At 65.1% G+C, this 25,123-nt stretch carries 28 protein-coding genes and 1 tRNA gene; 18 read left to right on the top strand and 11 right to left on the bottom strand.

Features of this window, described 5'->3' with window-relative positions:
- Positions 1-22 precede the first annotated feature (22 nt).
- The 5 genes from rnd to NDB2M1_RS15900 all read left to right on the top strand — a co-directional run bounded on the left by rnd (position 23) and on the right by NDB2M1_RS15900 (position 3,300).
- Positions 23-1,291 carry a ribonuclease D gene (rnd, locus tag NDB2M1_RS15920; protein WP_072383867.1) on the top strand — a complete coding sequence of 423 codons (1,269 nt, stop codon included), beginning with the start codon at positions 23-25 and terminating at the stop codon, positions 1,289-1,291.
- A 174-nt stretch (positions 1,292-1,465) separates the two neighbouring features.
- Positions 1,466-2,362: a hydrogen peroxide-inducible genes activator gene (locus NDB2M1_RS15915; RefSeq protein ID WP_072383866.1), complete on the top strand. Its 897-nt coding sequence runs from the start codon at positions 1,466-1,468 to the stop codon at positions 2,360-2,362.
- Positions 2,363-2,417: 55 nt separating this feature from the next.
- Complete coding sequence (locus NDB2M1_RS15910) at positions 2,418-2,663, top strand: type II toxin-antitoxin system ParD family antitoxin (protein ID WP_054122886.1); 246 nt, start codon at positions 2,418-2,420, stop codon at positions 2,661-2,663.
- Positions 2,664-2,668: 5 nt separating this feature from the next.
- A complete protein-coding gene (locus tag NDB2M1_RS15905; protein WP_054122896.1) occupies positions 2,669-2,965 on the top strand; it encodes a type II toxin-antitoxin system RelE/ParE family toxin in 297 nt (98 codons plus the stop codon).
- On the top strand, positions 2,962-3,300 hold the full coding sequence (locus tag NDB2M1_RS15900; protein ID WP_054122887.1) for an SMR family transporter: 339 nt from the start codon (positions 2,962-2,964) through the stop codon (positions 3,298-3,300). Before NDB2M1_RS15905 ends, NDB2M1_RS15900 begins: the two co-directional genes overlap by 4 nt.
- On the opposite strand, the gene pgsA is transcribed toward NDB2M1_RS15900, so the two are convergent.
- Positions 3,297-3,890, bottom strand: coding sequence for a CDP-diacylglycerol--glycerol-3-phosphate 3-phosphatidyltransferase (gene pgsA, locus NDB2M1_RS15895; protein ID WP_054122888.1), 594 nt, complete (start codon positions 3,888-3,890; stop codon positions 3,297-3,299). The genes NDB2M1_RS15900 and pgsA overlap by 4 nt on opposite strands.
- Positions 3,891-4,027: 137 nt before the next feature.
- On the opposite strand from pgsA, the gene NDB2M1_RS15890 reads away from it, so the two are divergent.
- Entirely contained in the window at positions 4,028-5,356 is a 1,329-nt protein-coding gene (locus NDB2M1_RS15890; RefSeq protein ID WP_072383865.1) for an MFS transporter, read from the top strand.
- A gap of 1 nt (position 5,357) precedes the next feature.
- Here NDB2M1_RS15890 and NDB2M1_RS15885 read toward each other — a convergent pair whose 3' ends face one another.
- The gene (locus tag NDB2M1_RS15885; RefSeq protein WP_054122890.1) at positions 5,358-5,606 is read right to left on the bottom strand and encodes a hypothetical protein; all 249 of its coding nucleotides are present in this window, start codon (positions 5,604-5,606) and stop codon (positions 5,358-5,360) included.
- A 101-nt stretch (positions 5,607-5,707) separates the two neighbouring features.
- Complete coding sequence (locus NDB2M1_RS15880) at positions 5,708-6,148, bottom strand: EVE domain-containing protein (protein WP_072383864.1); 441 nt, start codon at positions 6,146-6,148, stop codon at positions 5,708-5,710.
- A gap of 62 nt (positions 6,149-6,210) precedes the next feature.
- Between NDB2M1_RS15880 and NDB2M1_RS15875 the strand changes: the two genes are divergently transcribed.
- Both NDB2M1_RS15875 and NDB2M1_RS22125 read left to right on the top strand, forming a co-directional pair.
- Entirely contained in the window at positions 6,211-7,158 is a 948-nt protein-coding gene (locus NDB2M1_RS15875; protein ID WP_072383862.1) for an isopenicillin N synthase family dioxygenase, read from the top strand.
- Between the two features lie 336 nt (positions 7,159-7,494).
- Entirely contained in the window at positions 7,495-7,896 is a 402-nt protein-coding gene (locus tag NDB2M1_RS22125) for a hypothetical protein (RefSeq protein WP_143146793.1), read from the top strand.
- Positions 7,897-7,985: 89 nt separating this feature from the next.
- Here the strand turns inward: NDB2M1_RS22125 and NDB2M1_RS15870 are convergent, their stop codons facing one another.
- From NDB2M1_RS15870 to NDB2M1_RS15855, 4 genes are all read right to left on the bottom strand, one after another.
- Complete coding sequence (locus NDB2M1_RS15870) at positions 7,986-8,312, bottom strand: GIY-YIG nuclease family protein (RefSeq protein WP_072383860.1); 327 nt, start codon at positions 8,310-8,312, stop codon at positions 7,986-7,988.
- Positions 8,313-8,453: 141 nt separating this feature from the next.
- Positions 8,454-8,912 (bottom strand): GreA/GreB family elongation factor, encoded by a 459-nt coding sequence (locus NDB2M1_RS15865; RefSeq protein WP_072383858.1) that lies wholly within the window; start codon positions 8,910-8,912, stop codon positions 8,454-8,456.
- A 289-nt stretch (positions 8,913-9,201) separates the two neighbouring features.
- Positions 9,202-9,918, bottom strand: coding sequence for a COG3904 family protein (locus NDB2M1_RS15860; RefSeq protein ID WP_072383856.1), 717 nt, complete (start codon positions 9,916-9,918; stop codon positions 9,202-9,204).
- The gene (locus NDB2M1_RS15855) at positions 9,918-10,520 is read right to left on the bottom strand and encodes a hypothetical protein (RefSeq protein ID WP_216234033.1); all 603 of its coding nucleotides are present in this window, start codon (positions 10,518-10,520) and stop codon (positions 9,918-9,920) included. Before NDB2M1_RS15855 ends, NDB2M1_RS15860 begins: the two co-directional genes overlap by 1 nt.
- Between NDB2M1_RS15855 and NDB2M1_RS22120 the strand changes: the two genes are divergently transcribed.
- Positions 10,513-10,734 (top strand): hypothetical protein, encoded by a 222-nt coding sequence (locus NDB2M1_RS22120; protein WP_143146792.1) that lies wholly within the window; start codon positions 10,513-10,515, stop codon positions 10,732-10,734. The two genes, NDB2M1_RS15855 and NDB2M1_RS22120, sit on opposite strands and share 8 nt — an antisense overlap.
- A gap of 12 nt (positions 10,735-10,746) precedes the next feature.
- Here the strand turns inward: NDB2M1_RS22120 and NDB2M1_RS15850 are convergent.
- Positions 10,747-10,822: transfer RNA gene (locus tag NDB2M1_RS15850), tRNA-Ala, on the bottom strand.
- 175 nt (positions 10,823-10,997) lie between these two features.
- Positions 10,998-11,315, bottom strand: a complete 318-nt coding sequence (locus NDB2M1_RS15845; RefSeq protein WP_054121784.1) for an FYDLN acid domain-containing protein — start codon at positions 11,313-11,315, stop codon at positions 10,998-11,000.
- Between the two features lie 174 nt (positions 11,316-11,489).
- Here NDB2M1_RS15845 and aroA point away from each other — a divergent pair, with 174 nt between their 5' ends.
- The 7 genes from aroA (at position 11,490) to rplI (ending at position 16,326) form a co-directional block, all read left to right on the top strand.
- Positions 11,490-12,851, top strand: coding sequence for a 3-phosphoshikimate 1-carboxyvinyltransferase (aroA, locus tag NDB2M1_RS15840; RefSeq protein ID WP_072383854.1), 1,362 nt, complete (start codon positions 11,490-11,492; stop codon positions 12,849-12,851).
- Complete coding sequence (gene cmk, locus NDB2M1_RS15835; protein WP_054121786.1) at positions 12,848-13,471, top strand: (d)CMP kinase; 624 nt, start codon at positions 12,848-12,850, stop codon at positions 13,469-13,471. Before aroA ends, cmk begins: the two co-directional genes overlap by 4 nt.
- A gap of 49 nt (positions 13,472-13,520) precedes the next feature.
- Entirely contained in the window at positions 13,521-14,480 is a 960-nt protein-coding gene (locus NDB2M1_RS15830) for a bifunctional helix-turn-helix transcriptional regulator/GNAT family N-acetyltransferase (protein ID WP_072383852.1), read from the top strand.
- A gap of 74 nt (positions 14,481-14,554) precedes the next feature.
- Entirely contained in the window at positions 14,555-14,959 is a 405-nt protein-coding gene (locus tag NDB2M1_RS15825; protein ID WP_143146791.1) for a PilZ domain-containing protein, read from the top strand.
- A 164-nt stretch (positions 14,960-15,123) separates the two neighbouring features.
- Positions 15,124-15,486 carry a 30S ribosomal protein S6 gene (gene rpsF / locus NDB2M1_RS22115; protein ID WP_054121789.1) on the top strand — a complete coding sequence of 121 codons (363 nt, stop codon included), beginning with the start codon at positions 15,124-15,126 and terminating at the stop codon, positions 15,484-15,486.
- A 3-nt stretch (positions 15,487-15,489) separates the two neighbouring features.
- Positions 15,490-15,714: a 30S ribosomal protein S18 gene (gene rpsR / locus NDB2M1_RS22110; RefSeq protein ID WP_054121790.1), complete on the top strand. Its 225-nt coding sequence runs from the start codon at positions 15,490-15,492 to the stop codon at positions 15,712-15,714.
- A gap of 12 nt (positions 15,715-15,726) precedes the next feature.
- The gene (gene rplI, locus NDB2M1_RS15815; RefSeq protein ID WP_072383848.1) at positions 15,727-16,326 is read left to right on the top strand and encodes a 50S ribosomal protein L9; all 600 of its coding nucleotides are present in this window, start codon (positions 15,727-15,729) and stop codon (positions 16,324-16,326) included.
- Between the two features lie 81 nt (positions 16,327-16,407).
- Here the strand turns inward: rplI and NDB2M1_RS15810 are convergent, their stop codons facing one another.
- Together NDB2M1_RS15810 and NDB2M1_RS21795 are read right to left on the bottom strand one after the other, a co-directional pair.
- Positions 16,408-16,923: a hypothetical protein gene (locus tag NDB2M1_RS15810; RefSeq protein ID WP_072383846.1), complete on the bottom strand. Its 516-nt coding sequence runs from the start codon at positions 16,921-16,923 to the stop codon at positions 16,408-16,410.
- Between the two features lie 173 nt (positions 16,924-17,096).
- Positions 17,097-21,272: a LamG-like jellyroll fold domain-containing protein gene (locus tag NDB2M1_RS21795; protein ID WP_083554909.1), complete on the bottom strand. Its 4,176-nt coding sequence runs from the start codon at positions 21,270-21,272 to the stop codon at positions 17,097-17,099.
- Positions 21,273-21,482: 210 nt separating this feature from the next.
- Here NDB2M1_RS21795 and NDB2M1_RS15795 point away from each other — a divergent pair, with 210 nt between their 5' ends.
- Together NDB2M1_RS15795 and NDB2M1_RS15790 are read left to right on the top strand one after the other, a co-directional pair.
- Positions 21,483-23,642 carry a penicillin acylase family protein gene (locus NDB2M1_RS15795; RefSeq protein ID WP_072383844.1) on the top strand — a complete coding sequence of 720 codons (2,160 nt, stop codon included), beginning with the start codon at positions 21,483-21,485 and terminating at the stop codon, positions 23,640-23,642.
- 44 nt (positions 23,643-23,686) lie between these two features.
- A complete protein-coding gene (locus NDB2M1_RS15790; protein ID WP_054121795.1) occupies positions 23,687-25,123 on the top strand; it encodes an AMP nucleosidase in 1,437 nt (478 codons plus the stop codon).

Raw genomic sequence — 25,123 nt, 5'->3', positions numbered from 1 at the left:
GGCGCGCATATAGAAAAGCACGATGAAGATACATCCGCTGATCACCACGACCCCGGCCCTCGCCGAGCTGTGCGAGCGCCTGTCCAGGGCCGATTTCATCACGGTCGATACCGAATTCATGCGCGAGAACACGTACTGGCCGGAACTGTGCCTGGTGCAGATTGCCGACGACAAGGAAGCCGCCGCGATCGACCCGCTGGCACCCGGTCTCGATCTCGCCCCGCTGCTTGAACTCCTCGTCGACAATGAGGACGTGCTCAAGGTTTTCCACGCCGGCGGGCAGGACGTGGAAATCATCTACAACCTGACCGGACGCACACCCCATCCGATCTTCGATACCCAGATCGCGATGATGGCGATCAGCCAGTCCGAGCAGATCGGCTATTCGAACCTCGTCGAAAGCTGGCTCGGCTTCAGCATCGACAAGGGTGCGCGCTTCACCGACTGGTCGCGCCGCCCGCTCACCGAACGGCAGATCGAATATGCCATCGGCGATGTCACGCACCTCTCGAAGATCTTCCCGCGCATGCTCAAGCGGCTGATCAAGACCGGGCGCGGCGAATGGCTCGATGCCGAGATGGAAAAACTGGCCGATCCCGAGAACTACCGCTCGGATCCGGATGCAGTCTGGCAGAAGATCCGCGCGCCCAGCCGCAGCCCCGCCGTGCTCGGCCGGCTCAAGGCCATCGCCGCCTGGCGCGAGGTCGAGGCGATGGACAAGAACATCCCGCGCGGCCGGATCATGCGCGACGAGACACTGGCCGATCTCGCCAGCCATCCGCCGCGCGAACAGCACGAACTCGCCAAGGTGCGCGGGCTTTCCGCGGGCTGGAAGGACAACGACATCGGCAAGCGCTTGATGCAGGCCATCGCCGATGCCAAGCCGATGACCGATGCCGAACTGCCCCCGCGCGCGCCGCGCGGCGCGCCGCTCGGCAAGGAAGGCGCGCTGGTCGCCGATCTCCTCAAGCTGCTGCTCAAGATCCGCAGCCGCGAGATTGATATTGCAGCGCGTTTGCTTGCCCGCAGCGACGATCTCGAGGCACTCGCCGCTGGGCAGCGCAAGGGCCTCCCCATCCTCGAAGGCTGGCGCTTCGACCAGTTCGGCCGCGATGCGCTGGAGCTCGTCGAGGGCAAACTCGCCTTCGCAGTGGTCAAGGGCAAGCTCAAGATGGCGCATATCGACGATATCGCCGGGAACAACGATGCGCCCCCCGCCCCCGAGCCGGACGAGGACGACGGCTTCACGCCCCCTGCCGAGGCGGACGAGCTGCCAGCCGACGACGCCTGATGAACAACCCCGAAGTCCCGTTCGTGTCGAGCGAAGTCTGATGATCCGCCCAAACACCCCGTTCGTGTCGAGCGAAGTCGAGACACCATGCGCGGCGCCCGGTGTCTCGACTTCGCTCGACACGAACGGCTGTGGCTGTATTCAGGGCCGTCTAAAGCACCCGGCACGCATCAGATGACCACCTACCTCCCCACGCTCAAGCAGCTGCAATACCTCGTCGCGCTGCACGAGCACGGCCATTTCGGCCGCGCCGCGGATGCCTGCTTCGTCTCGCAGTCGACGCTGTCGGCGGGCCTGCGCGAACTGGAAACCTTGCTCGGCGTGACCTTGGTCGAGCGCACCCGCCGCGTCGTGCGCTTTACCGCGCTCGGCGATCAGGTCGTGGCCAAGGCGCACCGCCTGCTGCGCGAAGGCGAGGAACTCTCCGCGCTCGTCCAGGCCCACGGCGCGCCGCTTTCGGGCGAACTCAGGATGAGCGTGATCCCTACCATCGCGCCATTCCTCCTGCCCCGCATCCTCCCCCGCCTGCGCCATGAGCGGCCCTCGCTGAAGCTGTTCCTGCGCGAGGAGCCCAGCGCCGCCGCCGTCGAATCGCTGCACCATGGCCGCGCCGACTGCGTGCTGCTCGCCTTGCCCTTCGCAACCGGCGAGGTGGAAACCGCGCACCTGTTCCACGACCGCCTGCTCGTCGCCTTCCCCAAGGACGACCCGCGCGATCCGCCGCAGAGCATATCTCCCGCCCTGATCGACGAGGCCCGGCTGCTCCTGCTCGAAGACGGCCACTGCCTCAAGGACCACGTCCTCGCCGCCTGCAACCGCCCCGAACTGCGCGCCAGCGCCAGCGTGATCGGCACGAGCCTGCACACGCTGGTGCAGATGGTCGACAATGGCCTCGGGCTGACGATGCTCCCCGAAATGGCTGTGAAAGCGGGTATCCTGCAAGGCACCCAGATCGTCGCCCGCCCGCTGGAGGCCGAACACGCCAGCCGCGAAATCGCACTCGTCTGGCGCAAGAACTCCCCCCGCGCCGAGGAATTCCGCCTGCTGGCAAGCGAACTGGCAGCGGGTTGATAACTGTTGATAAGAGGATTACCCTCTGCGCGGTATCAGATGCAGCGAGGCAGCCATGATCAGCGCCGATCTCGGACCCAAGCTTGAAGAGTTCGTCGCCGAACTCGTGGCCAACGGCCGCTACAACTCCAAAAGCGAAGTCCTGCGCGAAGGCGTCCGCCTGATTCAGGACCGCGAGGCGCGGCTGGCTGCCATTGATGCGGCGATCATGCGCGGCGTGGCTCAGGCGGATGCAGGTCTCGGGACGCCGGCGGAAGAGGTATTTGAACGGCTGGAGCGCAAGTACCGGGCGATGCTGTGAGGACCTTGCCGGTCATCATCACTCCCTTGGCGCAATCGGACATCGAAGCGATAAGCGACTACATCGCGCAGGACAACCCGGCCAAGGCGCGCGCCTTTGCTCGGGAACTTATCGACAAATGCCAGTCCCTTTCAAAGAACCCCGCGCGGTACCCGCTCGCAGAGCGCCTGCCGGGCAACAGGGTCCGCAAGGCGACCCATGGCAATTATCTGATCTTCTATCTGGTCTACCCTGATGGGGTCAGCATCGCCCGCGTGCTCCACGGTGCCACCGACTACGAAGCAAAGCTGGGCGCCTCATGAACCTCCCCCCCGCCCTCACGCTTGCCATCGCCATCGTGGCCGAAGTCATCGCGACGACCGCGCTCAAGCAGTCCGCCGGCTTCACCCGCCCGCTCCCTCTGGTCGTCACCGCCATCGGCTACGCTGTGGCGTTCTGGTTCCTCGCCATCGCGCTGGAGAAGATCCCGACCGGCATCGCCTATGCGATCTGGTCGGGCGTCGGCATCGTGCTGATCACCGCGCTGGCATGGCTTGTCCACGGCCAGAAGCTCGATGCGCCCGCCTTTGCCGGGATCGGCCTGATCATGGCCGGTGTGCTGGTGCTCAACCTGTTCTCGAAGGCCGGGGCCGGTTAATCCATGTGCTTGAGGCCGACGCGCAGGTAATCCCACCCGGTAATCACCGTCAGCACCGCTGCCGCCCATAGCGTGACGAGCCCCACCGTATGCGGCACATTGGCGTTGATCCCGGCAATCATCACCGTCCATCCCGGCGCCCCCTGCCCCAGGATCAGCGCGCCTAAGGCCACAAACTGGAACGTCGTCTTCCACTTCGCCAGCTTCGAGACCGGCACCGAGACCTGAATGCCCCCCAGAAACTCGCGCAGGCCCGATACCGCAATCTCGCGGATCAGGATGATGAGCCCCGCAATCACATGCAGATCGCCGACATAGGGTCCGGTCAGCACGCCCTGCGCCGTCAGCACGAGGATCACCGCCGCCACCATGATCTTGTCCGCGATCGGATCGAGGAAGATGCCCAGCTTGGAAACCGTCCCCTGCGCGCGGGCGAGGTAGCCGTCGAAGTAGTCGGTCACGCCCATCAGGCCATAGACCGCAAAGCCGATCGCATAGCCCATGTGCCATTCCGGCCACCACAGCAGCGCGGCAAGAAGCGGCACGGTGACAATTCTGGACAGCGTTAGCAGATTGGGAAGTGTCAGCATCGTAGGGGCACCATAAGCACGATGACGATGCGAAGAAACTGCAAGTTGTTCACCATGCCCCTTGTCCGCCCCGTGCACCGCGCTATGGGAGGGGCCGACGATGCGAAAGCTGGCAAAACCCGAATGATCACGCTTAAATGACAACAACCGCGCTGCTCATCCGGAAACGCCGCTTTCTGCCGCTGTTCGCAACACAGCTGCTCGGCGCGTTCAACGACAACCTCTACAAGAACGCGATGATCCTCTATGTGGTGTACACCGTATACCATTCCGAGGCTGCCGAAGCGCGCTTCTCCGCCATCGCTTCGGCGGTGTTCATCCTGCCGTTCTTCCTGCTCTCCGCGCTGTCCGGCCAACTGGCGGACATGCGCGACAAGGCGCGGATCATCCGCATCGTGAAGGCGGCGGAAATCGCGATCATGCTGGTCGGCGCGGCGGGGCTGTTCATGGCCTGGCGCGGCATGGCGGTGCAGATCGTCGCGATACCGCTTATGCTCGCCGCGCTCCTCGCCATGGGCGTCCATTCCACCTTCTTCGGCCCGATCAAGTACGCGATCCTGCCCCAGCACCTGCACAAGGACGAAGTGCTCGCCGGCACCGGCCTCGTCGAGGCGGGAACCTATATCTCGATCCTCGCTGGCACGATCTTCGCGGGCTGGATCCCGGTCGAATGGGCCGCGCTGATCTGCATCGGCACGGCCTGCGTCGGCTTCTTTACCGCGCAGTTCGTGCCGCCCGCGCCCCCGCAGATGAAGCCCGAACCGCTCGATTTCAACGTGATCCGCTCCTCGATCACGCTCGTGCGGATGACCACTCGCCACCCCCGCGTGTTCCTCGCGATCGCCGCGATCAGCTTCTTCTGGACCATCGGCGCGGTGCTGTTCATCCAGTTCCCGCCGCTTGCGAAAAACGTGCTCTCCGCCAGCAAGGAAGTGGCCAGCCTGTTCCTCGTCGTCTTCTCGATCGGCGTCGCCATCGGCTCGGTCTCGATCAATCACCTGCTCAAGGGCACCGTCTCGGCCAAGTACGGCCCCGTCTCGGTGATCGTGATGGGCCTGTTCGTCGTCGCCTTCCATGTTGTCTGCAAGATGTGGCAGCACGAAGTCGGCTCGGCGCTGCTGGACGTGCCGGCGTTCGTGATGCAACCGCTCGCCGTCCCGCTGCTGCTCAGCCTCCTCGGCATCGCCATCTCGGGCGGCATGTTCGTGGTCCCGCTCTACGCCTTCCTGACCACGGTGGTCGACAAGGCCGAGACCGCGCGGACGATTGCGGCGAACAACATCGTCAACGCGGGTGCGATGGTCGTCGGCTCGCTCATTGCCATCGGCCTCAGCGCCGCGGGCGTGGCGCTGGCCGATCAGTTGCTGCTTGGCGCCGCGATGTGCCTCATCGCCGCATGGCTCGCCCGCGTGCTCCACAAGGCCGAACTGGCCCATGTGGGCGAGATCGAACACACGTTCGAGTAGATCAGAAGATGAAGGCCGAAACCGCCAGGAAGCAGGCGCAGTAGGCGAGCAGGAAGTCCTTCACGTCCTGCAGCGTGATCCGCCTGGGATCGACCGGCTTCGATCGCACGCCTTCGGGCAATTGCAGCGCCGCCATCGCGGCTTCCACCTCCGGCTCGAACAGCGGGAGCGGGCGCAGCACGTGCGCGGGCAGCGTGCGGCGGAAGGGATGTCCGGCCAGTTCCGGATTCGGGGCGCGTCGCAGGGACATGCCGCCCGTCTTAAGTCTTTATTTACCATCAGGGGAGGCCGCGACTCGGCTCCCTCCCCACCAAAGCGGGACTGTTTCGATCCGGCACAGCTCGCGCCGGTTCAGACCTGCGTCGTCCCGCCCGCCATATCCAGCACGATATCCCATTCCCCGCCGCGCACCGCCGAGACCGAGAGCCGCGACAGCCGCAGCAATTCCATCTCCGCCAGCGAGGGCGTCGCCTTGATCGCCGCCAGCGTCACCGGCGCGTTCAGCTTCGCGATCGGCGAGACTTTCACCGCCGCCCACTTGCCATCGGGGTCGGTCGGATCGGTCAGGCCCGCCACGCTGATCCGAACGATTCCAACGATCTCCTTGCCGATGTTGGAATGATAGAAGAACGCCAGATCACCGACCTGCATCGTCCGCAGGTTCCGCGCCGCCAGATGATTGCGCACGCCGTCCCACGTGCCTTCCCCTTCGGTGATGAGGTCATCCCAGCCATAGACGTCGGGCTCCGACTTCATCAGCCACGCCTGTTCGGTCGCCTTGATTTTGCTCATGCATGCCTTCCGGGATCGCGATATGGGAGGGCTCATAATCGCTCACGGAACCCGCGCAAGTCATGAACCTCGATACCCTCCCCGTCCTCTCGCTGGCCGCCCCATCGGGCAATCTCGCCGAAGAATTGGGCACCAGCTTCCAGCAGTTCGGCTTCGCGCTGGTGAAAGACCACGGCCTCGATCCCGCCCTCGTCGCGCGCGGGTGGGAACTCACCGCAGTCTTCTTCGCGCAGGACGAAGCCGCCAAGCGGCGCTGGCACGTGGCAGGCGGCGGCGGACAGCGCGGCTATACCCCCTTCCGCACCGAAATCGCCAAGGGCGCGGCACACCGCGATCTCAAGGAATTCTGGCACGTCGGCCGCGAACTGGCCCCCGGCGATCCCCTCGCGGCGACCATGCCCGCCCCAATGCCCGCCAACGTGTGGCCCGATGCACCCGCAGACTTCCGCGAAACCTTCACCGCGCTCTATGCCGAATTCGACCGCATCGGCGCGCAGATCCTCGCCCATATCGCCGTCTGGCTCGGCCTCGCGCCCGATTGGTTCGATCCCGCGATCGACGGCGGCAATTCGATCCTGCGCCTGCTCCACTATCCGCCGATTCCCGGCGACACCGGCGGCGCCATCCGCGCGGGCGCGCATGAAGACATCAACCTCATCACGCTGCTGCTGGGCGCCGAGGAAGCGGGCCTCGAACTGCTCACCCGCGAAGGCCGCTGGATCCCCGCCTCGCCCCCGCCCGGCGCGCTGGTGGTCAACATCGGCGACATGCTCCAGCGCCTCACCAACCACGTCCTGCCCTCGACCACCCACCGCGTCCGCAACCCCGACGGCGCCCGCGCCGCGCACAGCCGCTATTCGATGCCTTTCTTCCTCCACCTGCGCAGCGATTTCACGATCCGCACCCTCCCCGGCTGCGTGAGCGCGGAAAACCCGGACCGCTACCCGGTGCCGATAACGGCGGACGAATACCTCCACGAACGCCTGCGCGAGATCGGACTCACCACCTGAAGCGCATGGCAGGGCTCAAACCCCGGTTTGCGCAGGAATCACAAAAGGTCGGGCCACAAACCAAACCCCGTCGCCCCGTGTTTGACACGGGGCTCGGCTATGCTTCGAGCGCCGCGCCCGAAAAGAACAGCCGAGGCCCGTGTCAAGCACGGGCCGACGATCCTATCTCGTGTAACATGGCATCAGCCCGAGCGAACATCAGCGAACAACTGCTTCCGCCCGCTTACGGACATTGCAAAATGGGCATATGCTGGTGGTATGGTTCGAAAACTGGTCTGCGCGGGTCTACTACTCATGTGGGGGGTGCCTGCTTCAGCACTCTGCATTTATGATGGCGTGAATAACGCAAAGACCAGCATTGCTCGGGAGTTTCACGACTCCAAGTGGGTCGTTCGTGCGCATGTTGTCTCCGCTGATTATCATTGGTCGGATAATGGCGAGTCGTGGACACTTTATCGTCTTAAGGTTGTAAAATCCTATAAGGGCAAGCTGCGGAGCCGCGTCACATTGTTCACTGAGCGTAACAGCGGTGGCTTCTACATGGATGGCGCTGGCGGTGTGCCTGATTTTGATCGGGACTATTTGCTTTTTCTGGTGCCAGCCGGGTGGTCCAAGGCAGGTCGAGCAATCGCCAAGGATGCGCTTTGGGTCAATTATAGCTGCGGCCAATCCAAGGTGTGGAATGAGGTCACAGCTCACGACGTAGCGGAGTTAACCGCCCTTTCGCGAGGCCGCTGAACGTCCGCTTCCCACCGACTTCCAGCCATCCTGGCTCTTCACATCGCCACCAAAACCCATCGTCGCCCCGTGCTTGACACGCGGCTTGGCTACCTTCCAGCGCTGCCCTGCGGCTCATCTCCTGCCGGGTACCACTGGTCCCAAAGGTCGAGCCAATCGGGATTGTCTGCCTCGATCAGCGCGAACTTCCATTCCCGCCGCCATTTCTTGACGAGCTTCTCACGCGCAATGGCGGGTTCGATTTCCTCGTGCCGCTCGGCGTAGACGAGCCTGGTCTTTGCAAAGTCCCTGACATGCATCGAGCCTTCCCCCTCCCGATGCTGCCACACGCGGCGGATCAGATCAGAAGTGACGCCGACATACGTCCCGCCACGATAGCGGTTCGCCATGATGTAGACACAGCCGCCCTTCTCCATCGCTCCAGTATGCCGAACGCTAGGCTGCGAGGAAAGCCAAGCCCCGTGTCAAGCACGGGGCGACGGACAAGGAACTGGCAGAATTGTGCACTTCCCACCAATCCCACCCATCCCGCACACCGTCACCTCGCCCCTCGCACCTCAGACATTCACCCCAAGAACCTCGATCGCCCCCGCCTTCCCGCCGAAGTCGATCTCGTCCCCCGCCTCGGCCCCCATCAGCGCACGGCTGAGCGGCGCGGTGAACGAGAGCAGCCCCGCCGCCGGATCGGCCTCGTCATCGCCGACCAGCGTAACCGTGCGCGCCTCGCCGCCGATCCGGAACGTCACCGTCGAACCGAACGCGACCGCATCGCCTTCCGGCGGCGGCATCAGTTGCGCCGTCGCCTGCCGTGTCCGCCAGTAGCGCAAGTCGCGCTTCACGCGCTTGATCTCGGTCTCCTCGGAAAGGCCCGCCAGCTCCGCCTCCAGCGCCTCGACGCGCGCACCGATCAGCGCAAGGCCGCGCGCCGTCACCAGATTCGGCCCCGGCGGGATCGGCAGCTCGAACTTGGGCTCGAGATGCTCGTCATCACTCTCGCGGCGAAACGCGACGCTCATCGGCCAGTCCTTTGCTCCATGCAGGATTGACCGACATGGGGGAACCGGCGCGGCAGCACAAGAGCGGGAGGCGCCTGCCGATTTTCCTACAGGCGCCGGATGTGGCATGGTCGCTGTACGGGATCAGCAGGACCCGCGCGCTCTTTGATATGGTCAAATCGCCAAGAATCCGCGCGCGCCGGAAACTGTCGCCCTGTCGCTTTTCGCGCTTTTTACAACGCAATTTCAGATATTTGATAGGGAATCCGAAAAGCGACACACTGTCGCTTTTGTCGCTTTTCGCAGCGGGCTAACCCGCCGTTTCCTGCGGCACCACGTTGTATTTGCGCACCTCGTCCTGGCTCAGGCAATAGCGCGTGGTCTTGTTCTGCGCGGTCGCGACCGCCTGCTGCCGGTACATCACTTCGGTCAGCAGCTTGCGGCTGATCCCCATGCGGATCAGGAAATCGTTGTCCTCGCTCGCCAGCAGCGCGCTGTCCTGCTCGATCTGGCCGATCAGGCGCGTCGTCTCCGCGCTGCCTTCCTCGACCGAGATCTCGATCGTGTCGCGGTCGCCGGTGTGGGTGAACATGTGGACCATGAACACCCCGCCCGGATCGACGAAGCGCCGGTCGCCGCCCATGAATACGAAGTTGCAGGCGGAAAAGCACGTCCAGCCCTTGGGAATGCGCGTGACCATGCCGGGATAGCTGCGGATCACCTTGCCGGCGAGGTTCCCGGCGCGGGCATCGCCGCCGCGCGACTTGATCCAGATCTCCTCGATGCGCTCATCGGCATCGAGCGCGGCCTTGAGGCGCTTGGGCAAGGTCGAATCGATGATCCCGTCCGCGATCAGCACGTGCTTGCCGCCCCTGTCCTCCGCGGTCAGCGCAATCGCTTTGGCCTGCCCCCAATCGGGTGCGGCGGGGCACGAGGGGTTGTCCTTGTCCATCACGATGGCGGCAGGCTTCGCGGCCACGAGCGCGAAGCCCGCAAGGCCAAGAGCAAGGGCGCGCAGCCGGTCCATCAGGCCATCAGTGCATAGCGCGCCTGCCCGGGCCTGCGGCACATGCGCTTGTTGGCGGTGGTCTCCTCGCCGTTGACGATGATCACGTCGCTCACGGTGATGCATTGCAGGCCTGCCTGATCATTGTCATTGCGCGCGACCACGGTCGACGTGCCCGACACGTTCTCGCGCGTTTCGGACGTCCATGAGGAGGATGCGCCCACCGGCGGCGGCGCGGTATCCCCGGCCTCGCCGCGGGTCGCCTCGATCGTCGCGTTGGCGGCCTGCTTCTGCTCGGCGGGATCGAGCTTGCAGGCGATGGCATTGGTCAGCGTGCCCGCCACTTCGGAGATCGGAAAGTAGCTCGAAACCCCCGCCGACCCCGCCGCACGGCCAAGGCCCTGCCCGATGAGGCCGCCCAGCACCGCCGAGCCTTCGCTCTTACTCTTGCCCTTGGGGCAACCGTCCGAGCTCTTCGACGAACTGGACGGCACACTCGGCAGCGAGGGCATGCTGAAGCCCCCGAACTGCGCGCTGGCATGCGTCGCCGCGAGGCAGCCGCAGGCAAGAATGCCAAGCGCCGTGCCGAGCCGGTGGCAGAAAGCGGAACGAGACGTGTTCATCACCAATGGCACCCCTGATCTGCGCGGCGCCGCCTGCTTCCGTTCGATCCGGAGCATTGTCCGCCGCTGCAAGGCCTTTGTTATGCGGCGATCCGTTGTACCGCCGATGAACCCGATAGCGCGCATGCCTAGGCAGGGGTGTGATGTGCGTCAATGGCAAGGCAATCCGCGCACCACGCAATTGCGCCGCGCCGAGCCTGATCTGCCGATGTGAAGGAGGGGGAAATGGTGGAGCCTAGCGGGATCGAACCGCTGACCTCCTGCATGCCATGCAGGCGCTCTCCCAGCTGAGCTAAGGCCCCATATCCATTTCGCGAAGTGCCGCTGGAGGCACTGCGGTCCGGCAAGTGTTCCGCCGGAGGACCGCGCCTTTATGCGAGGCCCACCCTGCTGGCAACACAAAATTTGCACCAGAAGAAATTCACCCGCCGGAGCGCCGCGCGATCAGGCCGCGGGGCGCTCCGGCGCGTGGAAACGTCAGACTTCCTCGTCCTCGCCGTCGTGGCCGGGGACGCCCAGATCGTCGTCGCCGCCAAGATCGACGTCGTTGTCCGGCGAATCGGCATCCTCGTCGATGTCGAGATCCTCGTCGGCCAGATCGACGTCGGGCGCGACGTCGGCCTTCTCCTTCTGGATCTCCTCGTAGGGGATCGGCTGCTTCGACTTGAGCACCGGCTCGGGCGTCCAGCTGTACTTGCACTCGACGCAGGTGACCGGGTCATCCTTGCCCAAATCATAGAAGCGGGTGCCGCACTTCGGGCAGCCGTGCTTTGCGCCCCATTCAGGCTTGACCATGCGTAATCCTTAAGTCTGGCGCCCGCAGCAGACGCGGGCGGCTCGATGGCTCTGCTTGATGGGGACTGGTGATCCGGGAATCAAGCGCGGCGCGCGCCTTGCCATAGGCGCGGGGCGCTGTCAAAAGCGCGCCCGCTTCCCCGACCCAGCCAGACCCCGGAAAGACCCGCCAAAGTGCATGCAGCCGAAAACTCCGCCCCGCGCCCCCGCCGCTTCAGCGCCACCGGGCCGCTGACCGGGCGGATCCGCGTCCCCGGCGACAAGTCGATCAGCCACCGCTCGATCATGCTTGGCGCGCTGGCGGTGGGCCGGACGCGGGTCACCGGGCTGCTAGAAGGCGAGGACGTGATGTCCACCGCCGCCGCCATGCGCGCGATGGGCGCCACGATCGACCGCCTGTCCTCTGGCGAATGGGTGATCGACGGCGTCGGCGTCGGCGGCCTGCTCCAGCCCAGGCAGGCGCTCGACATGGGCAATTCGGGCACCTCGACCCGGCTGCTGATGGGTCTCGTCGCCAGCCATCCGATCACCGCGACGTTCATCGGCGATGCCAGCCTGTCGAAGCGTCCGATGGGCCGCGTGATCGATCCGCTCTCGCAGATGGGCGCGGACTTCACCGCCGCCCCGGGCGGACGCCTCCCCCTCACCTTGCGCGGGATCAGCCCCGCGGTACCAATCTCCTACCGCCTGCCGGTCGCATCGGCGCAGGTGAAGAGCGCGGTGCTGCTGGCGGGGCTCAACACGCCGGGGATCACCACGGTCGTCGAACCGGTGCCGACCCGCGACCACTCCGAGCGCATGCTGAAGGGCTTCGGCGCCGATCTGACGGTCGAGGTCGCGGCGGACGGCACGCGCACCATCCACCTCACCGGCGAGGCGGAACTGAGGCCCCAGACCATCGAAGTCCCCGGCGATCCCTCCTCCGCCGCGTTCTTCGTCGTCGCGGCTCTACTTGTCCCGGGCTCGGACCTCGTGATCGAGAACGTCGGCCTCAACCCCACCCGTGCCGCGCTGTTCGACGTGCTGCGCGACATGGGCGGCCAGATCGAGGAAGTGGACCGGCGCGATGTCGGCGGCGAGCCGGTCGCGGACTTGCGCGTGCGCCACTCGGCGTTGACCGGCATCGCCGTCGATCCGGCTGTCGTGCCGAGCATGGTCGACGAGTTCCCCGTCCTGTTCGTGGCGGCGGCGCTTGCCAGCGGGCGGACCGTCACCACCGGCCTCGACGAGCTTCGCGTCAAGGAAAGCGACCGCATCACCGTGATGCGCGTGGCGCTGGAGCAGGCCGGCGCGACAGTGACGGAAACCGAGGACGGCCTGATCATCGACGGGACCGGAGGGGAACCACTGCGAGGGGCCAACAATCAGCCTGTCGCCACCCACCTCGATCACCGCATCGCCATGAGCATGGCCGTGGCCGGCCTCGCCAGCCGCGCCGGCGTTGACATCGACGACACTCGCCCTATCGCCACCAGCTTCCCCGTGTTCGAAGCGCTGTTGGCAAAGGCTACCGCACAGGCAGGAGACGCCGCATGATCATCGCCATCGACGGTCCCACCGCTTCGGGCAAAGGCACCATCGCCAAGGCGCTCGCCGCGCACTACGGCCTGCCGCACCTCGACACCGGCCTGCTCTACCGCGCAGTCGGTCGCCAGGTGTTCCTGACCGGAGGCAATCCCGACGATCCGGACCAGGCTCTTGCCGCCGCCGACTTTCCGGAAATCCTGCTTGCCGACGATGCCTTGCGCAGTGAGGAGACCGGCGCGCTCGCCAGCCGCGTGTCGATCCATCCCGCCGTGCGCGCCGCGCTGCTCGCGCGCCAGCAGGCCTTCGCCCGCCAGCCCGGCGGCGCCGTGCTCGACGGCCGCGATATCGCCACGGTGATCGCGCCCGAGGCCGAGGCCAAGCTGTTCGTCACCGCCAGCGTCGCCGCCCGTGCGCTGCGGCGCTGGGCCGAAATGCAAAAGCGCGGCGAGGACGTGACGCGCGAGGCCATCGAGGCCGACCTTGCCGCCCGCGACGAGCGGGACCGCAACCGCGCCGCGGCGCCGCTGCGCCAGGCCGAAGGTGCCGAACTCCTCGACACCTCCGCCCTTCCGATCGAGGCCGCCATCGCGGCGGCGATCGCACTCGTCGAGAAGCAGCGAAAGGCTTGACATCGCCTCTCCCATAACGCGATATATAACGCGTTATGGGAGAGAGCAGATGATCGATATCCTGCGCGAGGCCGGGCCCGTTTTCCTTGGCAGCCGCCTCAAGCGGCTGGCCGAGCGGATGCAGGCCGAGGCCGCCATCGCCATCGCCGACGCGGACCTCCCCTGCCAACCGGGCCACATGGCGCTGCTCGCCGCGCTAGCCCGGGGACCGCAGAGTGTGAGCCAACTGGTCGCCGCCGTCGGCACCAGCCAGCCGGGCGTGACGCGCGCGGTGGGCCAGATGGCGCAACTCGGCCTTGTCGATACCGTCACCGGTCGCGACCAGCGCCGGCGCCTCGTCTCGCTCACGCCAGACGGCGAGGCGGCCCACGCCGCAGCGGTCACCGAAGTCTGGCCGCGCATCGGCGGCGCAGTGGAAGCGCTGCTCGCGTCCGTCCCCGGCGATTTTCTCACCACCGTCGAACAGATCGAGGATGCCCTTACCGAACGCTCGCTGCTCGACCGCGCCCGTCCGCCCCGCAAGACCGCACTGCGCTTGCGCGAATATTCTGACGATCTCGCGCAGGCGTTCCATGACATCAATGCCGAATGGATCAGCGCGATGTTTGTGCTCGAGCCGGTCGACCGCGAAGTGCTCGAGAACCCGCGCGAGAAGATCATCGACGCAGGCGGCACCATCCTGTTCGTCGAGGCGGATGGGCTCGGCGTGGTCGGGACTTGCGCACTCAAGCCGACCGGCGGCGGCGGTTATGAGCTGACCAAGATGGGCGTGCTCGAAAGCGCGCGGGGCCTTGGCGCAGGGGCATTCCTGCTGGCGGCTGCTATTGCCCGGGCCCAGCGCATGGGCGCCGATCCGCTCTACCTCCTCACCAACCAAACCTGCGCAGCGGCGATCCACCTCTACGAAAAGCTGGGTTTCCACCACGACGCCGGGATCATGGCTGATTACGGTACGCGCTATGCCCGCTGCGACGTGGCCATGCGCTACAACCCCGCTGCGCCCGCATAAGTGCGTATGGCCTGAAGCCTGCCGAATTGCCGCCGTTCTGAATGCAAGTGGTAAACCGGCGGCAGGAGCAGGCCATGTTCGAAGACTACGAGGGCGTGGAGAATATCAATCACCGACGCGCGCGGCGCGTGGGTTTCGAGCTTCCGGTGCGGTGCAAGCATGGCGTTACGCGGTCAACGGTCATGCTTAAGGACATGACCACGCATGGCGCCCGCATCGAAGGCATTCCGCGCCAGCGCATCGGCGATACGGTCACGCTGTTTCTCCCCGAACTCGCGCCGAAGGTCGCGCTGGTCGTGTGGTCGCGGGACAAGACGTCAGGCATCGAATTCGAACTGCCGCTGCACGAAAACGTCTTCGCGAACCTTGTCGCCGATTTTGCGATCGGCCATCTGCAACGGCTGGAACTGGGCCGGCCCGAAACGGATGCCGCCGCACAAGCCAAGCCCGCCGTGCCGCCGGCGCGCCACGCGGCCTGAAAGTCCACTTTCACCTTGCATCTTCGCCGATTCCCGCTAAGGGCCAGCGCTTCCGCGGGCGGGGCGACGGTCTCGTCCGCGGGAACTTGAAGAAAGCCGGAGGGGCCCCGCAATACCGCGGATCAGCCAGCGATCGGTTAGATTGATGAAGGACGCAAGGCCCCATGCCGCTTTACGAGCATGTTTTCCTTGCGCGTCAGGATCTGAGCCAGGCTCAGGTTGACGCGCTTGCCGCCACCGCCACCGAAATCGTCGAACAGGGCAACGGGAAGGTCGTCAAGACCGAGACCTGGGGTCTGCGTTCGCTGGCGTACAAGATCCAGAAGAACCGCAAGGCGCACTTCGTGCTGCTCGACATCGATGCCCCCGCCGGCGTCGTGGCCGAGCTCGAGCGCCAGACCGCGATCAACGAGGACGTGATCCGCTTCATGACCGTGCGCGTCGACGCACACGAAGCCGGCCCCTCGGTGATGATGCGCAAGAACGACCGCGAGCGGACCCGCCGCCGCGAACGCGAAGGGGAATAAGCCATGGCTCGTCCGTTTTTCCGTCGCCGCAAGTCGTGCCCGTTCTCGGGCAAGGGCGCCCCGGTCATCGACTACAAGGACGTGCGCCTGCTGCAGGGCTTCATGTCCGAGCGTGGCAAGATCGTGCCTTCGCGCATCACCGCCGTTTCGGCAAAGAAGCAGCGTGAGCTGGGCCAGGCGATCAAGCGCGCCCGGCACATCGGCCTGCTTCCGTACATCGTCAAGTAAGGAGCGCGAGACATGCAGATCATCCTGCTCGAGCGCATCGAGAAGCTGGGCTCCATCGGCGACGTCGTAACCGTCAAGGACGGCTACGCCCGCAACTTCCTGCTGCCCAACAAGAAGGCTCTCCGCGCCAACGAAGCCAACCGCAAGGTCTTCGAAGCCAACCGCGCCAAGATCGAAGCTGACAACGCGGCCCGCCGCGCCGATGCGCAGGCCGAAGCCGGCAACGTCGAAGGCAAGGAAGTCGTGCTCATCCGCGCTTCGTCCAACGCCGGCCAGCTTTATGGTTCGGTTTCGGTGCGCGACATCGTCGACGCGCTGGTCGATCAGGGCGCCAAGGTGACGAAGTCGATGGTGGTGCTGGAACGCCCGATCAAGACCATCGGCATCTCGACCGTGAAGGTCGCGCTGCACCCTGAAGTGAGCGTGACGGTCAAGGTCAACGTCGCCCGTTCGCCCGACGAAGCCGCGCTGCAGTCGCAGGGCGTCGACGTCATCGACGCGATGTTCGATACCGAAGTCGGTGGCTTCACCGAGGAATACGATCCCAACGCCGAACCGGGTGAAATCCCGGCCGACCTGCTCGAAGAGCGCGCCGCCGACGCGGACGCCTGAGGCCAGAGATCAAGGCAATGAAAGAGGGGCGCTTCCGCAAGGGAGCGCCCCTTTTTCGTGGGCGTCACACCGAGCTTTAGCTCATTCCAGCTCGAGATCCGAGAAGACAACATTGGCGCCGGAACACGAGACGTTCAGTGGCCCCGCCGGCGGATAGCGCAGTCTCAGGGTCTTGGTCACCGGATCGGTCTTCCCCATCGAAATCGTGAGCACGCCGTCCTTCACGGCGACCCGAAACGTGATCGGCACGCCGGGTTTGGCCTGCGCGAACGGTTCTGCGTTGCCGTTGCCATGCACCTCGAACTGGACCTTGAGGCCGCCTTCCGGCTTTGGCACCAGAAAGGCGAGCAATCCGGTGCAACCGCATCCGCCCTCACCCGGCGGAACTTCGACTCGCAGCGCGATCTCGGCGCGCGGCATCCGGTCGGGCCCGATAACGCCATCGACGAATTGGATATGCCCGCTGATCGCCCGCCCTTCCGGAACGATGATCCGGTCATTCTCGCCATAGCCGGTATGGCATTCCCATCGGCCCACATTCTCGGCAAATGCCGGCCCGCCGGTCAAGGCGAAGGCAAGCGCGGCAGCGGCGACCACGCGCAGCCTTGACGTAATTCGGGGCATGCAGCGTTCCTTGCAAGACCGGCAGATGGCTCTGGCAAGCACGATAGGCGGCATCGCTTAACAAGCGGTTGGAATGCGTTTCGGCGAACTGGCCCGAAGTCGGCAGGGATGGCACGCGGTGCGGCCGGCCATCCCTGCCCCTGGCATCACATCACGAAGTCGGCCGCCACGAGCGCGGTCGCGCTGGTCACAAGGATGGCAAAATCGGCCAACTTGTCACCGTTCACGTCGCCCTGGACTAGCCACTGGGTGCCCTGCGCTGCCACCGTCAGCGCACCATGAGTGCCGTCGAAAGCGCTCAGGAGCTTGAACGCGCCCTCGCCCGCATCGGCACCGTTGGCATCGATCTTGGCAAGGTCGATCAGGTCACCGTCCGAGCGTGAGAAGTCGAGGATCTGGTCCCGCCCCTTGTCCTCAACTGTCGAATCGCCAAGGCTGCTGAACACGAAGCGGTCCGCCCCAGCGCCACCGAAGCTGAAATCACGACCGATTCCACCGATCAGCACATCCGCGCCACCGTTGCCGCGCAATGTGTCGTTGCCGGCCGCACCATTGAGCGTATTCGCCGCATCATTGCCGCCGATCCAGTCGGCACCGCTGTTGCCGGTGCCGTTGATCGCGGCGATGCCGGTAAGCTGCAACTGTTCGACATTGGCGGACAGGGTGAAGCTCACAGACGCCTTGACAACATCCTTGCCGCCGTTCGCGTCCTCGATGACCTTGTCGCCTGTGTTGTCGACCACATAGACGTCGTCCCCGCCGCGACCGATCATCGTGTCCGCACCAGCCCTCCCGTCGATGAGGTTCTTTCCGTCGTTGCCGGTGATCGTGTTGGAAAGCGCATTGCCAGTGGCCGAATAGGCGCTCCCGCGGAGAGTCAGATTCTCGAGCGTATCGCCCAGCGTATAGCTGATCGACGATACCACCGTGTCAGTGCCCTGCCCGGCCAGTTCAATGATCTTGTCGTTGACGCTGTCGACCACATAGGTGTCGTTGCCGAGGCCGCCCGTCATCGCATCCGCGCCCGCACTGCCGTCAAGCAGGTCGTTACCATTGCCGCCGTCAAGGATATCGTTGCCGCTTGCGGCGTAGAGGCTGTCGTTGCCGTCACCCCCGCTGATGGTGTCGCTCGCCGACCCACCGCGGATCACATTGTCGAGCGTATTGCCGGTCGCCTTGACCGACACCGACACGTTAAAGGTCAGATCTTCGACGTAGGCGCCCAGCGTATAACTGGTCACCGCGCTGCCGTTGATGACTACGGTATCGAGGCCACCGCGTGGATCTGCGGTTTCCGTCACCACATCGCCGAGATTTTCGACGTAGTATGTGTCGTCGCCAAGACCGCCTGACATCACATCAGCACCAAGACCACCCATGAGCGTATCATTGCCGCCATTGCCGGTCAGCGTGTCGTTACCCGAACCGCCCTCAAGCATGTTGGCCTGCTCATTGCCGATGAGCTTGTTGTCGGCAGCATTGCCCGCACCGTTCATCGCGGTTCCGGACAAGGTTAGGTTCCTTGCGCTTGGGGCGAGGGTGACATTCAGACCTTGCGTAACCGTGACATCGGGTTTCGCAGCGCTGCCAACCAGCGGTGCGGTCCCGGCGCCCGGCGGCGGCAGCGGGGTCGTGCCGAGCAGTTCGTTGAGCCAGTAGGTCACCGTCTCGACACGCGCGTTGGCGTTGCCGTCCTCGTTGACGAAGCGGTCACCCGTGGTGTCGAAGCCGATGTGGTAGATGCCGTCCATCACCGTGTTCACGGCTTCCTCGCCAAGCAGGTAGCTCGCCCCGCCGTCGCCCTGAACGAGGTGGAAGCCGGTCTCGATACCGTTCTCGTCATCGCCATGGGCGGCAATGAACTCCGCCTTGCGGTTGGCGTGGATCCAGTCGGAAAGCTCATAGGTCTCGGCAACGGTGAGGTGGCCATCGTCAAGCGCGCCGGTCGCCTGGATCGCATCGACGATGATGTGGTTGATCTTGTCGGCCGCCGCCGCCCCGCCGCGGATCTGCAGCGCGGAAATGTTGTTCCTGAGGCCGTCATCCTCGCCGATCATCTGGATCAGCTTGTCGAGACCGGTGCCGGTGGTGCCGACCGGGCCATCATAGGCGTAGGGCAAGCCGCCCGCCGGCATGGGCCCGTTCGCCGCCAGCGCAGCCGTGTAGTCGTCGATCGAGGCGTAGAACCTGTCCGCGCCGACCGGATTGCCGTCGAGCTCCAGCCGCAGGCCTTCGGCACCGTTGTTGTCGAAGTAGAACAGATCGATCGCATAGAGCCCCGACTTGGCCACATCGATCTTCTTGCTCGTGCCGGAAAAGCCCCGACCCCACGCATAGCTGGAAAGCTCGTCGCCGCCGAGCTTGAGCAGGAATCCGTCGTCCGAGCGCACGTTGACGAGGTGCTTCCCCTTGTCGAGCCAGACATACCCCTGCAGCCGGAGGCCGATGGTGTTCATCGCCGTATCGGCGCCGCCATCGGTAAGGACCGCCTTGCCATCAAGGAATTCGCCCAGCGTCCTGACCTCGTCAAACCCGCCAAAGTTCACTGTCCTCGCGCCGAGGTGGAAACTGGCCGATTTCGTGGCGGTTTGCGCGATGAGATCGTCGATCGAGTCAAAGGTCGTGCCGCGGTCGAATACTTCGCCCTTGAGACCGGTGCCCGCGCGAACCGCAGGTTGGTCACCCTCGATTGCGGCTGCGCCATTCCATTGGCTCGGCAAGGCACCCGAAGTGTTGATCGCACGCAGCTCGAAAGCGTCCAGCACGCGGTTGTAGACCGCGAGATTGCCAACCTTCCCGTCGAGGTGGCTGTCCAGCTGGCTCGGATGGCTCGAATTCCGGCCCCAGGTACCAGCCCCCAGCGCAAGGCTTCGGGTGTTGGCAGCCAGCCCGGTCACCGCATCGACATCCGCGCCGACGCGCTTGCCGTCGAGGAACAGGCCCAGCCCGTCCGGCCCGAAGGTGACCGCAAGCGAATACTGGCGGCCCGCTTCGATGGTCACGTCTTCGGCCTTGATCCAGCGGTCCTGCTTGCCATCCTGCAGGATCACATAGAGTTCCCCATCGCGGATGAAGGCCGTGATATCCCCCGCCGCATTCGATGCGCCGTCCTTCGAGAACACCACATGGGTGGCGCCATCGTCGGGGTGATTGGCGGTGAAATCGAGCGCGATGGTCCCCGCGGTCAGCGCCGTTCCAGACGGCTTGCCCAGATCCAGCGCGCCCTTGGTGCCGTCATCGGTCACCACGGCCACCCGGCTGAACACCACGCTGGTCTTCAGCGTTGCCGCATCGACCGGACCACGGCCCGACTGAAGCGCGCCGGAAGCAAGATCCTTCGCCAGCAGGATGCTGATCCAGTCCGATGCATCGCTGATCCGCGTGGCGGCGTCGCCGTCCTCGTTCTGGAAGCGGTCGCCCTCGATCTTGAAGCCACTGTGGAACACGCCATCGGCAACCGTATCGACCGCCAGATCGCCGAAGATATACTCGCGCCCGCCGTCTCCGCGCGCGGTGTGGAAGCCGCTCTCGAACGGGCCTTCATCATCGCCGTGGAGCGTTGTCCACTCGGCCAGCTTGTTGGCCCTGATCCAGCGGTTGACGTCGACCATGTCCATCTGGTCGATCTGCCGGTCGTCGGCGACGCCGGTTTCCCGGATCGCCTGGATGAGGATCCTGGCCATGCCGTCGGCGGCCTTGGCTGCGTCGTTGATCTCTTTCTGCGAGATGCGGTGATTGAGGCCGATGTCATCCACCAGCCGCTCGATCAGCAGGTCGAGCCCGGTGCCGGTGGTGCCGTGCGCCTGCGGATCGGCCTTGCTGTTCTTGAGCGTACCAGCTGCAAGTTCGGGCGCCAGCAGCGTATCGAGCCAATGCGCGACATCGTCGACCCCCGGTCCCCAGAAATTGCGCGGCGAGGTGAGGTGCCCGTCGCGGATCTCGAACGCCAGTTCGTAGATCCCGTCCAGCACCCGGTCGACCCCGGCCTGGTCGAACAGGCGGGTGACGGCACCCTCTCCGGAAACACGCTGGAATCCGGTCTCGACGCCGTTTGTGGACCTGCCATAGAGTGCGGTGAACTTGGTGAAGCTGTTCGAGCGCAAGTAGGAGTTGAGCGAATAGATGTCGGAGACGGAGATGTCGCCATCATTGGCAAGGCCGAGTGTCTTGATCGCGCTGACGATCAGCCCGTTCATGCCATCGGCCGCTGCCGCCCCTTCGCGGATCGCCGCAGCCGAAGAACCCATGTTGAGGCCGTAATCGTCGGCAATCAGCGTTATGGCGCGGTCGAGACCGGTGCCCGTAGTCCCCATGATCCCCATTGCGCATCTCCTTGGTTTTCCCGCTTATGTTCGGAGCATGCCCAATGGCGTTTTAAGGTAAATGACTGCGGGAAAGCCCTAAGGCGTTAACCCATTCGCTTAAAGAACGCCGCACCCGACAGAAATGCAGACAACCACTTTCCAGTATATCACCATTTGATTCCAATGATTTGACAGAGCATTTCCAGTAAAGTTGATCGGGAGCATTTCATGAAATTCACGCAAGCCGTCGCAGCTGCTGCACTCCTTGTCGGAGCGGCTCCCGTTAACGCTGCAGCGAAAAGTTCCGAAATAATCGGCGAAGCGAAAATCGAACGCGATGAGTGGGGTATCGCGCATATCTCGGGAAGGACCGATGCGGACGCTGTCTACGGGATGATCTATGCACAAGCGGAGGATGACTTCCCGCGAATCGAGCGCAACTACCTCGTCAACCTGGGCCGGCTGGCCGAGGCGGAAGGGGAAAGCGCTCTCTGGCAGGACTTGCGCCAGCGTCTGTGGATCGATCCCGCCGTGCTCAACGCGGACTATGCGAAGAGCCCGGCCTGGCTGCGCAAGCTGATGGATGCGTGGGCCGCCGGGCTCAACGCCTACCTCGCCGATCATCCCGAAGTTAAACCCCGAGTGTTGACGCATTTCGAGCCGTGGATGGCATTGAGCTTCACCGAAGGCAGCATCGGCGGCGATATCGAACGCGTGCCGGTCTCGCAGGTCGAGGCCTTCTACGGCGCGCGCAAGGTTGCGATGACCGACGACGAACTCGGCCGCCGCCTGAAGGAACCGGCGGGCTCCAACGGCATCGCCATCGCGCCATCGCGTACGGCGGGCGGGCACGCGCTGCTGCTGATAAACCCCCACACCAGCTTCTACTTCCGCGCCGAACAGCAGGTCACCAGCGGCGAAGGCCTCAATGCCTATGGCGCGGCGACCTGGGGGCAGTTCTTCATCTATCAGGGGTTCAACCAGAACGCCGGGTGGATGCACACGACAACTGGGTCCGACCGCGTCGACGAGTTTGCCGAAACGGTGGTGCAGCAACCGGGCAAGGCGCCTGCCTACAAGGTGGGCGATGCGGTCAAGCCGTTCACCACCCAGACCGTCACGCTCAAGGTCCGCCAGCCGGACGGCTCGCTCGCCGAGCGCAGCTTCACGACCTATGCCAGCGAGCACGGCCCAGTGGTGCGCGAAGAGGGCGGCAAGTGGATTGCCTATGGCCTGATGAACCGGCCGGTCCCGGCACTGGAGCAGAGCTTCCTGCGCACCAAGACCAGTGATCTGGCAAGCTTTCTCAAGGTAGCCGGCTTGCAGGCCAATTCGAGCAACAACACCTTGTTCGCCGATACCAAGGGCGAGATCGCGTACCTGCACCCGCAGTTCGTGCCGATCCGCGACAACAGCCTTGACTGGCGCCGGCCCGTCGACGGCAGCAAGCCGGCGGCGCGGTGGCAGGGGCTGCATCCGGTTTCGAGCCTGCCCAACGTGCTCAATCCCGCGAACGGCTGGGTGTTCAACGTGAACAACGCGCCGTGGACGGCGGCCGGGGCGGACAGCCCGAAGCGGGACGCCTTCCCGCGCTACATGGATGAAGCGGGCCAGAACGCGCGCGAAGCCCACGCCCGCGCCGTGCTGACAGGGCGCAGCGACTTCACGCTCGAGAAGCTGATGGCCGCCGCCTACGACCCCGCACTTCCCGCCTTCGACCGCCTGCTCCCGCCACTGTTCGCCGCGCACGCTGCCGCGCCGGACACCAAGCGGGATGGGCCGATCGCGCTGCTGCGGAGCTGGGACCACAAGTGGGCGCTGAACTCTACCGCCACCAGCCTCGCGGTCGGTTTTGCCGAGGCGCTGTGGGCGCGGGTGGTGAAGATCGACGACAGCGACGAGGAAAGCCTGTGGGAGCGGATGAACAATCGGATCACCGATGGCGACCGCCTTGCCGCGCTCGATGACGCGGTGAACCGGCTCGTCAGCGATTTCGGCTCGTGGCAGGTGCAGTGGAGTTCGCTCAACCGCTACCAGCGCAACGATGGGGCGATCACGCAGACCTTCGACGATGCCAAGCCCAGCACGCCGATCCCGTTCGCCAGCGGCAACTGGGGCAGCCTCGCCTCGTTCGGCGCGGCGCGCTATCCGGGGACGAAGCGGATGTATGGCACCAGCGGCAACAGCTTTGTCGCGGTGGTCGAGTTCGGCCCCAGGGTCCGCGCCCGCGCCGTCAGCATCGGCGGGACGAGCGCCGATCCGGCCTCGCCCCACTTCGGCGATCAGGTGGACCGCTATGCCAGCGGCAACCTGCGCGAGGTGTGGTTCTATCCGGAGGACCTGAAGGCCCATATCGTCTCGACCAAGGTGCTCAGACGAATGCGCTGAACGCATGACTTCCAAAGGTCACGGCAGGCAGTTACACCTAGGGCATGGATCATATCGCCTCTGTGCTCGACGAGCTTTCGCGCATCTACACCGCCTCGGTCGCCCGGCTGCGCGAGGACGTCATGGCTTTCGCCGCCAAGGGCACGCTGCCGCCGGACGAGCGGCGGCACGATGGCAGCTATTGCTACCCGGAACTGCGCATCCACTTCGAGGGCGAGCCGAGCATTGAGCCGACTGGCCATTCGTTCGGCCGCCTCGCGCAGAAAGGCACTTATGCCTGCACGGTGACCCGCCCCAACCTGTTTGGCGACTACCTTGCCGAGCAGCTCGCGATCATCCTGCAAGGCTTCGACGTGACGGTGGAAGCCGCCGTCTCGCGGCAGGAAATCCCCTTCGCCTATGTCCTCGACGGCAGCCTCGGCGCGCAGATGGGAAGCGTGACGCCGCAGGAGCTGGCGCGGCATTTCCCCAATGCCGATCTTGCCCATATCGGCGACGAGATCGCGGACGGCGAGTACAACGTCGGCGATGGGCCGCTGCCGCTCTCGCTGTTCGACGGGCTGCGCACCGATTTCAGCCTTGCGCGGCTGGCCCACTATACCGGCACGCCGCCGGAGGATTTCCAGCGCTACATCCTGTTCACCAACTACCACCGCTATGTCGACGAGTTCGTCGACTGGGCGGGCAAGCAGCTGGGCACCGGCGAGTATACCGCGCTGTCGGGCGCGGGCGGGCTCTATCTCGATGCGCCGGTCGACAATGCCCGCGCCCGCATGTCGGACACGGCATGGCGGCGGCACCAGATGCCGGCGTACCACCTCGTCGCGCCGGACGGCAACGGAATCACGCTCGTCAACATCGGTGTCGGCCCGTCGAACGCCAAGACGATCTGCGATCACCTCGCAGTCCTGAGGCCCGAGGCGTGGCTGATGATCGGCCACTGCGGCGGCCTGCGTCCCACGCAGAAGATCGGCGACTATGTGCTGGCGCATGCCTATCTGCGCGACGACCACGTGCTCGATCCGGTGCTGCCGCCGGAAATCCCGATCCCGGCCATCGCCGAAGTGCAGGTGGCGCTGGCGCGGGCGGCGGAGATCGTCAGCGGCGCGGGCGGATCGGACCTCAAGCGGCGGATGCGCACCGGCACCGTCGTCACCACCGACGACCGCAACTGGGAACTGCGCTACTCGCACTCCGCACGCCGCCTGAGCCTGAGCCGCGCGGTCGGCATCGACATGGAGAGCGCCACCATCGCCGCGCAGGGCTATCGCTTCCGCGTGCCCTACGGGACGCTGCTGTGCGTTTCGGACAAGCCGCTCCACGGCGAGCTCAAGCTGCCGGGCCAGGCGAATCGGTTCTACGAGGAGGCGATCTCAAGCCATCTCGCCATCGGCACGACCGCCTGCGCGCTGCTGCGGGCGGAAGGCGCCCGCCTGCACAGCCGCAAATTGCGCGCGTTTAACGAGCCGCCGTTCCGGTGA

This window comes from Novosphingobium sp. NDB2Meth1 (genome assembly GCF_900117425.1).
GTDB lineage: Bacteria > Pseudomonadota > Alphaproteobacteria > Sphingomonadales > Sphingomonadaceae > Novosphingobium.
This window is presented reverse-complemented; position numbering and strand designations above follow the sequence as displayed.

Coding starts and splice junctions, on each gene's coding strand:
- rnd (WP_072383867.1), top strand. CDS start 23: ATGAAGATACATCCGCTGATCACCACGACCCCGGCCCTCGCCGAGCTG.
- NDB2M1_RS15915 (WP_072383866.1), top strand. CDS start 1,466: ATGACCACCTACCTCCCCACGCTCAAGCAGCTGCAATACCTCGTCGCG.
- NDB2M1_RS15910 (WP_054122886.1), top strand. CDS start 2,418: ATGATCAGCGCCGATCTCGGACCCAAGCTTGAAGAGTTCGTCGCCGAA.
- NDB2M1_RS15900 (WP_054122887.1), top strand. CDS start 2,962: ATGAACCTCCCCCCCGCCCTCACGCTTGCCATCGCCATCGTGGCCGAA.
- pgsA (WP_054122888.1), bottom strand. CDS start 3,890: ATGCTGACACTTCCCAATCTGCTAACGCTGTCCAGAATTGTCACCGTG.
- NDB2M1_RS15890 (WP_072383865.1), top strand. CDS start 4,028: ATGACAACAACCGCGCTGCTCATCCGGAAACGCCGCTTTCTGCCGCTG.
- NDB2M1_RS15885 (WP_054122890.1), bottom strand. CDS start 5,606: ATGTCCCTGCGACGCGCCCCGAATCCGGAACTGGCCGGACATCCCTTC.
- NDB2M1_RS15880 (WP_072383864.1), bottom strand. CDS start 6,148: ATGAGCAAAATCAAGGCGACCGAACAGGCGTGGCTGATGAAGTCGGAG.
- NDB2M1_RS15875 (WP_072383862.1), top strand. CDS start 6,211: ATGAACCTCGATACCCTCCCCGTCCTCTCGCTGGCCGCCCCATCGGGC.
- NDB2M1_RS15870 (WP_072383860.1), bottom strand. CDS start 8,312: ATGGAGAAGGGCGGCTGTGTCTACATCATGGCGAACCGCTATCGTGGC.
- NDB2M1_RS15865 (WP_072383858.1), bottom strand. CDS start 8,912: ATGAGCGTCGCGTTTCGCCGCGAGAGTGATGACGAGCATCTCGAGCCC.
- NDB2M1_RS15860 (WP_072383856.1), bottom strand. CDS start 9,918: ATGGACCGGCTGCGCGCCCTTGCTCTTGGCCTTGCGGGCTTCGCGCTC.
- NDB2M1_RS15855 (WP_216234033.1), bottom strand. CDS start 10,520: ATGAACACGTCTCGTTCCGCTTTCTGCCACCGGCTCGGCACGGCGCTT.
- NDB2M1_RS15845 (WP_054121784.1), bottom strand. CDS start 11,315: ATGGTCAAGCCTGAATGGGGCGCAAAGCACGGCTGCCCGAAGTGCGGC.
- cmk (WP_054121786.1), top strand. CDS start 12,848: ATGATCATCGCCATCGACGGTCCCACCGCTTCGGGCAAAGGCACCATC.
- NDB2M1_RS15830 (WP_072383852.1), top strand. CDS start 13,521: ATGATCGATATCCTGCGCGAGGCCGGGCCCGTTTTCCTTGGCAGCCGC.
- NDB2M1_RS15825 (WP_143146791.1), top strand. CDS start 14,555: ATGTTCGAAGACTACGAGGGCGTGGAGAATATCAATCACCGACGCGCG.
- rpsF (WP_054121789.1), top strand. CDS start 15,124: ATGCCGCTTTACGAGCATGTTTTCCTTGCGCGTCAGGATCTGAGCCAG.
- rpsR (WP_054121790.1), top strand. CDS start 15,490: ATGGCTCGTCCGTTTTTCCGTCGCCGCAAGTCGTGCCCGTTCTCGGGC.
- rplI (WP_072383848.1), top strand. CDS start 15,727: ATGCAGATCATCCTGCTCGAGCGCATCGAGAAGCTGGGCTCCATCGGC.
- NDB2M1_RS21795 (WP_083554909.1), bottom strand. CDS start 21,272: ATGGGGATCATGGGGACTACGGGCACCGGTCTCGACCGCGCCATAACG.
- NDB2M1_RS15795 (WP_072383844.1), top strand. CDS start 21,483: ATGAAATTCACGCAAGCCGTCGCAGCTGCTGCACTCCTTGTCGGAGCG.
- NDB2M1_RS15790 (WP_054121795.1), top strand. CDS start 23,687: ATGGATCATATCGCCTCTGTGCTCGACGAGCTTTCGCGCATCTACACC.